Annotated in this window: 14 protein-coding genes; 5 read left to right on the plus strand and 9 right to left on the minus strand. The window is 52.2% G+C overall.

The window, feature by feature from the left end:
- From Q0X97_RS09075 to Q0X97_RS09085, 3 genes are all read left to right on the plus strand, one after another.
- A partial coding sequence (locus tag Q0X97_RS09075; RefSeq protein WP_302067715.1) for a hypothetical protein occupies positions 1-488 on the plus strand: 488 nt, incomplete at its 5' end.
- A gap of 160 nt (positions 489-648) precedes the next feature.
- Positions 649-1,509, plus strand: coding sequence for a phosphoribosylaminoimidazolesuccinocarboxamide synthase (locus tag Q0X97_RS09080; protein WP_302066648.1), 861 nt, complete (start codon positions 649-651; stop codon positions 1,507-1,509).
- Between the two features lie 161 nt (positions 1,510-1,670).
- The gene (locus tag Q0X97_RS09085; RefSeq protein WP_302066649.1) at positions 1,671-2,792 is read left to right on the plus strand and encodes an endonuclease/exonuclease/phosphatase family protein; all 1,122 of its coding nucleotides are present in this window, start codon (positions 1,671-1,673) and stop codon (positions 2,790-2,792) included.
- Positions 2,793-3,199: 407 nt separating this feature from the next.
- Here Q0X97_RS09085 and Q0X97_RS11905 read toward each other — a convergent pair whose 3' ends face one another.
- The 9 genes from Q0X97_RS11905 to rfbB form a co-directional block, all read right to left on the minus strand.
- Positions 3,200-3,415, minus strand: coding sequence for a hypothetical protein (locus Q0X97_RS11905; protein ID WP_367881752.1), 216 nt, complete (start codon positions 3,413-3,415; stop codon positions 3,200-3,202).
- Entirely contained in the window at positions 3,312-4,205 is an 894-nt protein-coding gene (locus Q0X97_RS09090; RefSeq protein ID WP_367881748.1) for a nitronate monooxygenase, read from the minus strand. The genes Q0X97_RS11905 and Q0X97_RS09090 overlap by 104 nt, the downstream gene beginning before the upstream one ends.
- A 331-nt stretch (positions 4,206-4,536) precedes the next feature.
- Positions 4,537-5,427, minus strand: coding sequence for an ABC transporter permease subunit (locus Q0X97_RS09095; protein WP_302066650.1), 891 nt, complete (start codon positions 5,425-5,427; stop codon positions 4,537-4,539).
- Complete coding sequence (locus Q0X97_RS09100) at positions 5,427-6,404, minus strand: ABC transporter permease subunit (protein WP_302066651.1); 978 nt, start codon at positions 6,402-6,404, stop codon at positions 5,427-5,429. The genes Q0X97_RS09095 and Q0X97_RS09100 overlap by 1 nt, the downstream gene beginning before the upstream one ends.
- A gap of 18 nt (positions 6,405-6,422) precedes the next feature.
- Positions 6,423-7,547: an ABC transporter ATP-binding protein gene (potA, locus tag Q0X97_RS09105; protein WP_302066652.1), complete on the minus strand. Its 1,125-nt coding sequence runs from the start codon at positions 7,545-7,547 to the stop codon at positions 6,423-6,425.
- A gap of 391 nt (positions 7,548-7,938) precedes the next feature.
- On the minus strand, positions 7,939-8,805 hold the full coding sequence (rfbD, locus tag Q0X97_RS09110) for a dTDP-4-dehydrorhamnose reductase (RefSeq protein WP_302066653.1): 867 nt from the start codon (positions 8,803-8,805) through the stop codon (positions 7,939-7,941).
- Positions 8,802-9,338, minus strand: coding sequence for a dTDP-4-dehydrorhamnose 3,5-epimerase (gene rfbC / locus Q0X97_RS09115; RefSeq protein ID WP_302066654.1), 537 nt, complete (start codon positions 9,336-9,338; stop codon positions 8,802-8,804). The genes rfbD and rfbC overlap by 4 nt, the downstream gene beginning before the upstream one ends.
- A 147-nt stretch (positions 9,339-9,485) precedes the next feature.
- Entirely contained in the window at positions 9,486-10,352 is an 867-nt protein-coding gene (gene rfbA, locus Q0X97_RS09120) for a glucose-1-phosphate thymidylyltransferase RfbA (protein WP_302066655.1), read from the minus strand.
- 37 nt (positions 10,353-10,389) lie between these two features.
- The gene (gene rfbB / locus Q0X97_RS09125) at positions 10,390-11,466 is read right to left on the minus strand and encodes a dTDP-glucose 4,6-dehydratase (protein WP_302066656.1); all 1,077 of its coding nucleotides are present in this window, start codon (positions 11,464-11,466) and stop codon (positions 10,390-10,392) included.
- Between the two features lie 267 nt (positions 11,467-11,733).
- Between rfbB and Q0X97_RS09130 the strand changes: the two genes are divergently transcribed.
- Both Q0X97_RS09130 and Q0X97_RS09135 read left to right on the plus strand, forming a co-directional pair.
- On the plus strand, positions 11,734-12,324 hold the full coding sequence (locus tag Q0X97_RS09130) for a LemA family protein (RefSeq protein ID WP_302066657.1): 591 nt from the start codon (positions 11,734-11,736) through the stop codon (positions 12,322-12,324).
- A gap of 61 nt (positions 12,325-12,385) precedes the next feature.
- Positions 12,386-12,712 carry a YnfA family protein gene (locus Q0X97_RS09135; protein ID WP_302066658.1) on the plus strand — a complete coding sequence of 109 codons (327 nt, stop codon included), beginning with the start codon at positions 12,386-12,388 and terminating at the stop codon, positions 12,710-12,712.
- Positions 12,713-12,742: the final 30 nt, after the last annotated feature.

Consider the following 12,742-nt stretch of genomic DNA (forward strand, 5'->3'; position numbering starts at 1 on the left):
AACCCGAACCGGATCCTTGTCCTGATCCCGAACCAGAACCTGACCCCTGCCCATGGCCTGAACCAGAGCCTGAGCCAGATCCTTGCCCACCATGCTCGGAACCTGATTGGGATTGTATTATCGGCTATCATAGCGATGTAGATGGAGCGGCAGATAGCTACGGTTATGCTGCGGGCACAGCCGGCCAAGACAGTGATAACGGTTCTTACCAACTTTGGAGCAGTGCCGATTTATCCGGATCGGATAATGGTATGGGTGGTGTAGGTGTAGACTTGCAAAGTAGCGGAAGTCAAGATAACGATATCGTTATCAACGATATATTTGCAGTAGACTCATACAATATCGGAGATCTTGTTTTCACCGAAAGCGATACTACTTGGGATAACGTAGCCGCTGATCTTACTGCAAGCGGTTATGGCGTTGACAGCGGTTATGCCGCCGGCCAAGATCAAATCCAACAACAAACTCAAAATCAAGGCATCATCTGATAAATAGAGTGGTGAAGGATTGAACGGAGGCCGTCTGAAAACCATGTTTTCAGACGGCCTTTGTTTGTCTGCGTTTTGCAAACAATCCGCATCCGATAGCAGAATTCGGCTAAAATGACGGCTTTAGCAAACACCGCTTAATATTCGCAAAGAGAAAGCCATGTCAGACATCAGCCTGAAGAAAATCTATTCCGGTAAAGTCCGTGATTTATACGAAATCGACAACCAACGTATGTTGATGGTTGCATCCGACCGTCTTTCCGCGTTCGACGTGATTCTCGACGACCCCATACCCGGCAAAGGCGAAATCCTTACCCAGATTTCCAATTTCTGGTTCAAAAAACTCGCCCATATCATGCCGAGCCATTTTACCGGCGACACTGTGTATGACGTATTGCCGGAAGCCGAAGCCCGCCTGTTGGAAAAGCGCGCCGTGGTTGCCAAAAAGCTCACACCGGTGAAAGTGGAAGCCATCGTGCGCGGTTATCTGGCCGGAAGCGGTTGGAAAGATTATTGCAAAACCGGCACCGTATGCGGCATCAAACTGCCCAAAGGCATGCAGGAGGCACAGCAATTGCCCGAAGTGATTTTTACCCCGTCTACCAAAGCGGCCGTGGGCGATCACGATGAAAACATCAGCTTTGAAGAGTGCGAAAACATTATCGGCAAGGAGCTTGCCGCCGAAGTGCGCAGCAAGGCCATTCGGCTTTATACCGAGGCGGCGGAATACGCCAAAACCCGCGGCATCATCATTTGCGACACCAAATTTGAATTCGGCTTGGATGAAAACGGTACGCTGACTTTGATGGACGAAGTGCTTACCCCCGATTCCAGCCGTTTTTGGCCGGCGGACCAATATCGGGTCGGCACCAATCCGCCGTCGTTCGACAAGCAGTTCGTACGCGATTGGTTGGAGCGAAGCGGCTGGAACAAACAGGCTCCCGCACCCAAAGTGCCCGACGAGGTGATTCGCAAAACCGTTGAAAAATATCGGGAAGCATTGAATCTGCTGACTCGGTGATCAGAGTTTGTTCCCGCCGATACAGTAAGAGGCCGTCTGAAAATCTGCAAACAGGATTTTCAGACGGCCTTTTCCAAAGGGATATATGTTATATTCGGCGCATTGAAAAACAGAGAAACAAGTTGCGCTGTTAACGGCCGACCGTTTATTAAAATTTCATCATGCCGGATTTTACCGTTACCGATTGGTTGTTGTTCATTTTGTTATCGCTGCCGATATTGGCAACTTTGCTGCCCTTGGTTAACCATAACCATTGGGCGTTCCGTATTTTCGATTTCCCGCGCCTGCAAATTGCCGCATTCAGTTTGCTGTGCGTGGTTTTGAATTATGCTTTGCAGGCCAACAATCATCCGGTGTTTGTTGCGTTTGAAATCCTCAACATTCTCTGTTTTTTCTACCAATTGAAAGAAATTGCCGCCTACACGCGTTTAAGCCGGCCGGAAGTGATGCGTTACCGAGGCAAAGACGACAACCGCACCGTGTCGCTGATTACCGGCAACGTGCTGACCAGCAACCGCCGTGCCGATTTGCTGTTGGCACAAGTGCGGCAATACCGACCGGATGTGGTGTTGACTTTAGAGAGCGACGAATGGTGGGAAGGGCAGCTTGCACCGTTGGAGCATGAATACGGCTATGGATACACGGTGAAGATTCCGCTTGATAACCTCTACGGCATGCATTTATACAGCCGCCTGCCGTTACGCAATGTCGAAATACGCCATTGGGTAGCCGAAGATATTCCGTCGATTGTCGCCGAAATGCAGTTGCATTCGGGCGAGTGGATACGCATTTACTGCCTCCACCCGATGCCGCCCAGCCCCACCGAGGCCGATACCTCCACTGACAGGGATGCCGAATTGCTGCTGGTGGGTAAAGAGATTGCCAAAAACAATCATTCCGTGCTGGTATTCGGCGATTTGAACGATGTGGCATGGTCGCGTACATCGCGGTTGTTCCAACAGATCAGCGGCCTGCTCGATCCGCGTAAAGGGCGTGGTTTGTACAATACCTTCCATGCCGAATATCCGCTGCTGCGCTGGCCGCTCGATCATATTTTCCACAGCAGCGATTTCATGATGAGTGAAATCAAAGTGCTGCCTTATATCGGTTCCGACCATTTCCCCGTATATGGAAAATTCCAATTCTCGCCGCCGGCCGAAGCCGTGCAGGAAAAAGAAGAAGCGGATGCAGAGGAGAAGCAGGAAGCGGAAGAGAAAATTGCTGAAGCCGAACCGATTAAAGAAGTGGTGGAAGAAAAATATAACGGCAAAAGCGAAGAATGAGAAAAAGCACGGTTGCAGGAGTGGTTTTGCCGCCGTATTCGAAAGGCAGCAAAGAGGCCGTCTGAAAAGTGTTTTCAGACGGCCTCTTTGTTATCGTACACACCTTATCTACACATTCTGTCCATAACAAATGAACTTTATTTCCGCTACGGCGTTGTTGCGCTTTAGTTTAAAAAGAATGATTTTGTAAGCTGCCGAGCGGCAACGGAATCGGTTCCGTACTATTTTGTACGGTCTGCGTCTTGCCACGTTGTAGCAAAAATAAGTTTATTTGCTATATGAAAAATAGCAAAAATATCGTTGCAGCCATCAAACTTGATCTCTCATGCCACGTTTCCTCCGTTTTAATGTGCAGATAATGATTGCAGGTTGCTGAAACAGGCATAATTTGCCGCTTGTTATGAAATTTACGCTTCGCAGTGATAACTGCCGAACGCTTCCGCCAAGTTGCCGATAATTTCCCCTGTGCTGCCGGTTTGGGCAAGCGGTGCGTTTTGTCCTGCCCATAATGATGAGAATTCATCGGATCCTTGCGTTTCGGCGGCCGCTTTTAGAGGTGCGGAAGCGGATTGGGCGAGCGGGAAAGGCGGTGCGGCATCGCTGGAGGGGCCTGCTTCGTGGATAAAGCGGTTCACGATACCGCGGGCAAAGCCGCTGCTGAACAGATTGGTTAACACGGTATCGGCGGCCTGTTCGCTTTGCAGGGCTTTGCGGTGGAAGTGCGGAGGTATCGGCTTCGTCTGCCAACATCAGAGCCGTACCGATTTGGATACCGGCGGCACCCAAAGTACGCGCCGCTCGTGCGGTGGTTGCATCGCTGATGCCGCCGGCAGCCACAACTGGCATATTCACAGCAGCACGGATTTGCGGCAACAGACTGAATAATCCTTGTTGGCGGTTTAAGTCGCGGCTGAGAAACATGCCCCGATGCCCGCCGGCTTCCAAACCTTGCGCAATGATGATGTCTGCTCCGTACGCTTCCAGCCAACGGGCTTCTTCGACGGTGGTGGCGCTCGACATTACTACGGCACCGCTGCTTTTTACTTTGTCCAACAAGGCTTGTTCCGGCAGGCCGAAATGAAAGCTGACCACGGGCGGGCGGTATTGCATAACAATTTCCGCCTGCTCGTTGCCAAACGGCTGTCGGCCGCCTTGCAGTACGTCTTGTTCCGTCAAGCCGAATTCACGGTAAAATGGCGCGAGTGCGGCAAGCCATTTTGCTTGTTGCGCTGCGTCCGCTTCAGGTTGGCGGTGGGCGAAAAAGTTGATGTTGAACGGCCGATCGGTGTGTCGGCGGATGGTTTCGATTTCGGCGCACAGTTTTTCAGACGGCAGCATGGCGGCAGGTAGCGAACCCAATGCTCCCGCTTGGCAGGCGGTAATCGCCAGGTTGCTGCTTTGAACGCCGGCCATCGGTGCTTGGATAACCGGCAGGCGGGTGCGGATAAGGCCAGCAGTTTGCTAATAGGGTTCATGATTTTTCCTCTGCGACGGATTGTGGCCGTCTGAAAAGATTCAGACGGCAGGTTGTTATATTCGCGATATAGTCTATCAGCTTAACTTTTACTACGGCGTTGTTGCCTTGTCGTACTACCTGTACTGCCTGCGGCTTGCTGCCTTGTATTAAAAATGTGTTGATTGATTACATTGGCAAATTCGGCCATCAGTATGGGCGTTTAGACTGCATAAAGCAGGCAAATTCAGGCAAAAAACAGGCTGCCGTTTAACGGGCAGCCTGTTGTGGTTAACGGCCTACATTTTCCAATGCCAACTTCTCTTGACGGTAGGCTTCGGCAGCTTCGCGCTCGCGTTTGGTGGCTTGGCGCATCATGTAGTAGTTGATGGCAATCACCAGCGTGCCGACGATGGTAATCATAATGGTTGCCAACACGTTCATCTGCGGGTCGAGGCCGAGTTTGATTTTTGAGAAAATCACCTGCGGCAGGGTGGAGGAACCCGGGCCCGACAGGAACGAAGTAATCACCAAATCATCCAGCGACAAGGTAATGCCGAGCAGGAAACCCGAAGCGATTGCCGGAGCAATCAGCGGCAGGGTAATCACGAAAAAGATTTTCAACGGCCGTGCGCCCAAATCCATAGCGGCTTCTTCGAGCGATTGGTCGAGCTCTATTAATCGTGAACGGATAATCACGGTAATGTAGGCCATGCACAATGTCGTGTGCCCCAAGAAAATCGTGAAAAAGCCGCGGTCGAAATAAAGCCAGCTCAACAATTCGCTGCTTTGCAGAAACATTTGCACCTGAATAATCAGAAGCAGCATCGACAAACCGGTAATCACATCGGGCATCACCATCGGCGCAGATACCATGCCGGCAAACAGCGTGCTGCCGCGGAAACGCTTGATGCGCGCCAGAGCGTAACCAGCCAGCGTGCCCAGTGTTACTGCAGCCAGCGAAGACACCACGGCAATGCGCAATGACAGCCATGCCGCTTCGAGAATCGTGCTGTTGTTGGCCAATGCGCCGTACCATTTGGTGGAGAATCCGCCCCAAACCGTTACCAGTTTCGATTCGTTGAAAGAATAAATAATCAAAATAACCAGCGGGATATACAGAAAGGCCAAGCCCAGCGCCAGCATCATTTTGAGAAACCAAGAAAGTTTGTATTTGGACATTATCTGGCTCCTTCTTCGATTTCACGGTTTTCATAGTGGTGGAACAGGGTAATCGGAATAACCAGCAGAATCACCATAATCACGGCAATGGCGGAAGCCAGCGGCCAGTTGTTTTGGTCGAAGAACGCCTGCCACAATACTTTACCGATCATCAGGTTATCGGAACCGCCCACCAGCTCGGGAATCACAAATTCGCCGACCGCCGGTACGAATACCAGCATCGAGCCGGCGATAATGCCGGTTTTCGATAAAGGCAGTGTAATTGAGAAAAACGCCTTAATCGGGCCGGCACCCAAGTCGGAAGCCGCTTCAAGCAGCCTGCTGTCCATTTTTACCAGTTGGGTATAGAGCGGCAGAATCATAAACGGCAGATAGGCGTAAACCATAACCAGATTCAGTGAAAAGGCATTGTAAAAAAGATCCAGCGGTTGGCTGATGATGCCGTATTTCAACAGGTAGTTGTTGATGATGCCGTTGTGCCCGAGCAATCCCATCCAAGCGTAAACGCGCAGTAGGAAAGAAGTCCAGAAAGGCAGCATGATTGCCAGCAGCAAACCGTTGCGGATAGACGGATGGGCGCGCGAAATGGCGTAGGCAATCGGGTAGCCGAGCATCAGGCAGATAAGCGTGGTGGTCAGCGCGGTTTTAATCGACAGCCAGTAAGTGAGCAGGTAGATATTGTTGCCGTTGCCGTCTGAAAACGGATTCAGCATTTGGCCCAAACTGCTCCAGAAACTTTGGAAAATATCGGCATAGTTTTGGTAATTCAATGCGATATTCAGACGGCCTAAGTCGGGATCGGTGGTAATCAGCGGCGAATAGGGTGGAATGGCCAGCTCTTGCTCGGCAAAGCTGATTTTCAGCACGATTGCAAACGGAATCAGAAACAGCACCAGCAGCCAGATATAAGGCACGGCAATCACTGCCCGCTGCCCGGGGCGGCGCAGGAGTTTGCGTTTAAACGTTTTCAGTTTCATTGCGGTTATCCTTGCGGCTTAGCTGAACAGCGGAGTGGGCTGGTTTTCGGGCCAGCTTACATATACGGTTTCGTCCCAAGTCGGCGGGGTAAGGTTGCGGACATGCCAGTAAGGGGCGGGCACTTGGCTTTTGATAACGCGGCCGTTAGCCAGTTGGACATGGTAAATGGCAAAGCTGCCCAGATAGGCAATTTCTTTAACCGTGCCTTGCTCCCAGTTGGAATCGCCGAATGCTTCCGGTTTTTCTTTGTGCAGGTCGATATCTTCGGGGCGGATGCTGATCCACAGGTTTTGTTCGGCACGACCGCCCAAACCGTGGTCGATGCGTACTTTGTTGGCCAGTTCGGGGCATTCGACGATGGAGTAGTCGGCTTGGTCTTCCAGCACGGTGCCTTCAAAGATATTGGTTTCGCCGATGAATTCGGCGGTGAAGCGGCTGTTGGGGAAGTCGTAAACGTCGCTCGGCGTGCCGACTTGTTGCAGTTGGCCTTCCGACATAATCGCCACGCGGGTAGCCATGGTCATGGCTTCTTCTTGGTCGTGCGTTACCATGATGCAGGTTACACCCACTTGCTCCAGTGTGTTGACCAATTCGAGTTGAGTTTGCTGGCGCAGTTTTTTATCGAGCGCGCCCAAGGGTTCGTCGAGCAAGAGGATTTTCGGGCGTTTGGCCAAGCTGCGGGCCAAGGCTACGCGTTGCTGTTGGCCGCCTGAAAGCTGGTGCGGTTTGCGTTTGGCAAATTTGCTCATCTGCACCAGACGCAGCATTTCTTCCACGCGCTCGATGATTTCGTCTTTGGGCATTTTGTCTTGCTTGAGGCCGAAGGCGATGTTTTGTTCCACCGTCATATGCGGGAAAAGTGCGTAGCTTTGGAACATCATGTTGATCGGACGCTCATAGGGGGCGAGTTTGGTAATGTCCTGCCCGTCGAGGATGATTTTGCCTTGGTTTGGCGTTTCCATGCCCGCCAGCATGCGCAACAGCGTGGATTTGCCGCTACCCGAGCTGCCCAAAAGGGCGAAGATTTCATGTTTTTCAATATCTAAGTCGATGTGATCGACAGCGTAATTGTCACCAAACTTTTTTACCAAGCCTTGTATTTGCAGATAGGGTTGGATGGCAGACGCAGGGGTTGCGTTCATAATGGCAATACTCCAGTTAATAACGAGTACCGGCAAAACGGATTTTCGCGGGGTGATAAAAAGCTGTTTGATTGCTGGTTTAAAGAGCGCACGGGCAGCATGAAAAATTTCTCAGGGCTGTGAGAAACCGGTGAAGGTTGCTGACAGCCCTGTTGTGAGCTCGTTATTATATTAGTCCATGTCTTGAAGGGGCAATATAAAATTGGATTTGAAGGTACATTGGGGGGAATGTGTGCGGCAAGGACAACATAAAAAGGGAGAGGCGGGCATCGAAGTGTCGGATTGTGGTGCAGATGCCGAAGTGGAGTTTATCTGCATGAATTTTCGTTATAAACACAGGCCGTCTGAAATATGTTTTCAGACGGCCTGTGTTTATAACGAAAGCTGGCGCTCAGGGGATCAGCTTGGCAATGACGTTGGCCAAAGATTTTTGCCAGTCGGCGGGGGTAATGCCTAATTCGCTGCGGATTTTATGGCAATCGAGCACGCTGTATGCGGGGCGGAGAACGGATGCGCGGTGTTCTTTCGAGGAAACGGTTTGTAATACCGGCGCTGTAAAGGAGGAATGGCCGGCAGAGGCCGTCTGAAAAATACTTTGGGTGAAATCGTACCAGCTCACGGGATGGTTGCTGCAATAGTGGTAGATGCCGCGCGGGAAGGCGGGTTTGCCGAGGATGTCGATGAGGGTTTGCGCCAGATCGCCAGCATAGGTAGGGCAGCCGGTTTGATCGTCGACGACGGATAACGATTCTTTTTCGGCGGCAAGGGTAAGCATGGTTTTGACGAAGTTGTTGCCGTATTCGCTGAATATCCATGAAGTGCGGACAATCAGGCTGTCGGGGTTGGCGGCGAGGGCAAGGAGTTCGCCGGCAAGTTTGGATTGGCCGTAGGCGTTTACCGGATCGGGCAGGGCATTTTCTTGGTAGGGCGTTTTGCTTTTTCCGTCGAATACATAATCGGTGGAAATGTGGATGAAACGGGCTTTAACCGCATGGGCGGCGGCGGCGAGATTGTGCACGGCGCTGCCGTTGACGGCAAAGGCCGTGCCGCGTTCGCGTTCGGCTTTTTCAACCGCCGTATAGGCAGCGGCATTGAGAATGGCATCGGGTTGGAAACTTTTGGCCATATTCAATACGGCTTCTGCGTCGGTAATGTCGAGTGTGGCGGAATCGGCTGCGATCAGCTCCCAGTTTTCGGGCAGGCGGTCTTTGAAACAGCGTCCGAGCTGGCCTTTGGAACCGGTTAGTAAGATTCTCATTTGTATAGTTCCTCCAGAGTTTTTCCTTGTTGGTCTTTGGCTGACAAAAGAGGATGGCTTACCGGCCAGTCGATGCCGACTGCAGGGTCGTTCCAGATCAGGCAGCCTTCGGCCTTGGGGTTATAAAAATCGGTGCATTTGTATTCGACATCGGCCACATCGCTCAAAACGGCGAAGCCGTGGGCGAAGCCGGGGGGAATCCAGCATTGTATTTGGTTGTCGTCATTGAGAACAATGCTTGTCCACCGGCCGAATGTGGGCGAATGCGGGCGGATGTCGACCACCACGTCGAATATTTCGCCGCGCACGCAACGTACCAGTTTGCCTTGTGGGTTTTCGGTTTGGAAGTGCAGGCCGCGCAATACGTTTTTGTAGGAGCGGGAATAGTTGTCTTGCACAAAATCCAAGTCGATGCCGAGCATTTTGCGGTAGCGGTTTTTTTCGAAGGTTTCCATAAAAAAGCCGCGTTCGTCGTTGAATAGGGTCGGACGGATGATTTTAACGTCGGCGATATCGGTATCGGCAATCTGCATGTCGGTGTCGGGAAGGTGTGTTCAGACGGCCTGTGCATTATAAAGCAACTGTCGGGCGGTCTGACAAACTTAATCATTATAAAACATGACCATTACGGCGGTCGGGTTGGTTACGGTTGTAACGGGGAGGGCGGGTGTTGCCGAAGCTCAGTTGTCCAGCAGGCGCTGCAAATACCGGCCGTAACCGGTTTGTGCCAGCGGCTTGATGTGTTCGGCCAGTGTTTCTTTGTCGAGCCAGCCTTTGTTGAAGGCGATTTCTTCCAAACAGGCTATCTTCAAGCCTTGCCGCTTTTCGATGGTGTGGACGAAATGGGCGGCTTCGAGCAGGCTGTCGTGGGTGCCGGTGTCGAGCCATGCGAAGCCGCGGCCCAAGAGTTCTACGTTCAGACGGCCTGTTTCCAGATACATTCGGTTGATGTCGGTAATTTCCAATTCGCCGCGTGCGGACGGTTTGATTTGTGCGGCCATTTCCACCGCATCGTTATCGTAGAAATACAAACCGGTAACGGCGTAGTGCGATTTGGGATGTTGCGGTTTTTCTTCGATGGAAACGGCTTTGAAGTTGTTGTCGAATTCGACCACGCCGAAGCGTGCGGGGTCCGATACTTGGTAGGCAAATACGGTGGCACCGTTGCGGCGCGCGGCGGCGTGTTCGAGTTTGCGGCTGAAACCCTCGCCGAAATAGATGTTGTCGCCGAGAATCAGGCATACGTTGTCGTTGCCGATAAAGGATTTTCCGATTAAAAACGCCTGCGCCAAACCGTCTGGGCGGGGTTGGGTGGCATAGCTGAGATTGATGCCGAAATTGCTGCCGTCGCCGAGCAGGCGCTGGTAGCCGTTCATGTCTTCGGGCGTGGTAATCACCAGAATGTCGCGGATGCCGGCAAGCATCAGCACGGAAAGCGGGTAATAAATCATCGGCTTGTCGTACACGGGCAGAAGCTGTTTGGATACGCCACGGGTAACGGGATAAAGCCGGGTGCCGGTACCGCCGGCGAGAACGATGCCTTTCATAAGCATGCCTTTGATTGTGGGTTTTCAGACGGCCTCTTCACGGAGCCGCAAGGGTGCGGTAGGAGCCGTTTAAGACGGCCTGCCACCAGCTTTCATTGTTCAAATACCATTCTACGGTTTTACGCAACCCGCTTTCAAAGTTTTCTTGCGGCCGCCAGCCTAAATCGCGGGTGATTTTCGAGGCATCGGTGGCGTAGCGGACATCATGGCCGGGGCGGTCGGCCACGTGGGTAATCAGTTCGGTATAAGATTGCAGGCGGCGGGCGGCGGGGTTTTGTGCGGTGGGGCGGATTTCGTCGAGAAGGGTGCAAATGGTGCGGACGACATCGATATTCCGCTGCTCGGCATTACCGCCGATATTGTAGGTTGCGCCGTTCGGGGCGCGGGTGAATACCGACCACAATGCGCGGACATGGTCGTCTACATACAGCCAGTCGCGGATTTGCCTGCCTTCGCCGTAAACCGGCAGCGGCTTGGCGGCAAGGCAGTTCAGAATCATCAGCGGAATCAGTTTTTCGGGAAACTGGCAGGGACCGTAGTTGTTGGTGCAGTTGGTCAGCACTATGGGCAGGCCGTAAGTGCGGTGCCATGCGCGGACAAGATGGTCGCTCGAGGCTTTGCTGGCGGAATAGGGGCTGCTGGGGGCGTAGGCGGTGGTTTCGGTGAAGAGGCCGTCTGAATCTTGCAGGTCGCCGTAAACTTCGTCGGTGGAAACATGATGGAAACGGAAGGTTCGCTTGATTTCGCCGTTCGACGTTTGCAGGTAGCTGCGGGCGGCTTCGAGCAGGGTATAGGTGCCGACGATGTTGGTTTCGATGAAGTCGGCGGGGCTGCCGATGCTGCGGTCGACATGGCTTTCGGCGGCCAGATGGATGATGCCGTACGGCTGATGCTCGGCAAAAAGTTTGTCCAGCGCGGCGCGGTTGCAGATGTCGGTACGGGCGAAACAATAGCGGGGATTTGCGGTAACGCCGGAGAGCGATTGCAGGTTTCCGGCGTAGGTAAGTTTGTCGATGTTGACGATACGCACGCCGGTATGTGCAATCAGATAGCGGATGAGGGCGGAGCCGATGAAACCTGCACCGCCGGTAATAAATAAAGTATTGTTTTGCATGGATAATGCCGATGCTGAGTGTAATGAAATGTAATTATATAGGCGTGTTGGGAAAAAATATAGCGGCTGTTTGTCTTAAATCCGCGCATGGTAAAAATTGTTTTTATTTTTATACTCGAACTCTTGAGGTTTGAGTAAAATTATCTGTTATACAGCTTAAAGCCGGTTTGTTTTACAGAAGTTCCAATTGATGTTTTCAGACGGCCTCACTCTAATCTTACGGCCGTTTGAGGGCTTGTTCTGATTTTTTAATAAAGGAGTAATCTTATGCTGAAAAAATGGTTGACCATTTTGGCCGTATTCACTTCCTTATTTACCTTGAACGGTTGCGGCTACAACACTATGCAGACACAGGACGAAGCAGCGAATGCGGCGTGGTCCGAAGTGCTGAACCAATACCAGCGCCGCGCGGATTTGATTCCGAATCTGGTTAACACCGTCAAAGGTTATGCCAAGCACGAGGAAAAAGTGCTGACCGACGTAACCAACGCACGCAGCAAAGTGGGCAGCATCCAGATGACGACGGAAGATGCAACCGACGAAGCCAAATTGAAACAATATGCTCAGGCTCAGGGAGAACTGAGCAGCGCGCTATCGCGTTTGCTGGTGGTGGCGGAAAACTATCCGCAGTTGAAAGCCGACCAGAATTTCCGTGATTTGCAGGCGCAGTTGGAAGGCACCGAAAACCGCGTAACATTCGCACGCAACAACTACATCAAAGCGGTGCAAACTTATAACACCACTTTGCGTCAGTTCCCGCAAAACATCACGGCCAAACTTTTCGGCATGAAAGCCCGTCCGCAGTTTACGGTTGAGAATGAAAAAGCCGTTTCCACCGCGCCTAAAGTAGAGTTTTAATTAGGGTTTTCAGACGGCCTCACGTTTCAAAAGGCCGTCTGAAATACTTCTTCCGCCTGTTATGTTGAAAACGTTGTTGCTGTTTACCGCCACCGCTTTGGCGGAGATCGTCGGCTGCTACCTGCCTTATGTATGGCTGCGGCAGAACGGATCGCCGTGGCTGCTGTTGCCCGCAGCATTGAGTTTGGCCGTATTTGCGTGGCTGCTTACTTTGCATCCGACCGCCAGCGGGCGCGTTTATGCCGCTTACGGCGGAGTGTATATCAGTACGGCCTTGCTGTGGCTGTGGGCGGTAGACGGCGTGAAGCCGCAAATTACCGATTGGATAGGCGTAGCCCTGTGCCTGAGCGGAATGGTCATGATTATGGCGGGGGCGCGGCAGGGTTGACCCGTGCCGTGCCGGATATCCATACAGGCC

It is taken from the genome of Neisseria sp. MVDL19-042950, assembly GCF_030504625.1.
In the GTDB taxonomy this organism is placed as follows: Bacteria; Pseudomonadota; Gammaproteobacteria; order Burkholderiales; family Neisseriaceae; genus Neisseria.

What these genes read in the sequence shown, in the direction of transcription:
- Q0X97_RS09080 (WP_302066648.1), top strand. Translation starts at nt 649, where the DNA reads ATGTCAGACATCAGCCTGAAGAAAATCTATTCCGGTAAAGTCCGTGAT.
- Q0X97_RS09085 (WP_302066649.1), top strand. Translation starts at nt 1,671, where the DNA reads ATGCCGGATTTTACCGTTACCGATTGGTTGTTGTTCATTTTGTTATCG.
- Q0X97_RS09090 (WP_367881748.1), bottom strand. Translation starts at nt 4,205, where the DNA reads ATGGCCGGCGTTCAAAGCAGCAACCTGGCGATTACCGCCTGCCAAGCG.
- Q0X97_RS09095 (WP_302066650.1), bottom strand. Translation starts at nt 5,427, where the DNA reads ATGTCCAAATACAAACTTTCTTGGTTTCTCAAAATGATGCTGGCGCTG.
- Q0X97_RS09100 (WP_302066651.1), bottom strand. Translation starts at nt 6,404, where the DNA reads ATGAAACTGAAAACGTTTAAACGCAAACTCCTGCGCCGCCCCGGGCAG.
- potA (WP_302066652.1), bottom strand. Translation starts at nt 7,547, where the DNA reads ATGAACGCAACCCCTGCGTCTGCCATCCAACCCTATCTGCAAATACAA.
- rfbD (WP_302066653.1), bottom strand. Translation starts at nt 8,805, where the DNA reads ATGAGAATCTTACTAACCGGTTCCAAAGGCCAGCTCGGACGCTGTTTC.
- rfbC (WP_302066654.1), bottom strand. Translation starts at nt 9,338, where the DNA reads ATGCAGATTGCCGATACCGATATCGCCGACGTTAAAATCATCCGTCCG.
- rfbA (WP_302066655.1), bottom strand. Translation starts at nt 10,352, where the DNA reads ATGAAAGGCATCGTTCTCGCCGGCGGTACCGGCACCCGGCTTTATCCC.
- rfbB (WP_302066656.1), bottom strand. Translation starts at nt 11,466, where the DNA reads ATGCAAAACAATACTTTATTTATTACCGGCGGTGCAGGTTTCATCGGC.
- Q0X97_RS09130 (WP_302066657.1), top strand. Translation starts at nt 11,734, where the DNA reads ATGCTGAAAAAATGGTTGACCATTTTGGCCGTATTCACTTCCTTATTT.
- Q0X97_RS09135 (WP_302066658.1), top strand. Translation starts at nt 12,386, where the DNA reads ATGTTGAAAACGTTGTTGCTGTTTACCGCCACCGCTTTGGCGGAGATC.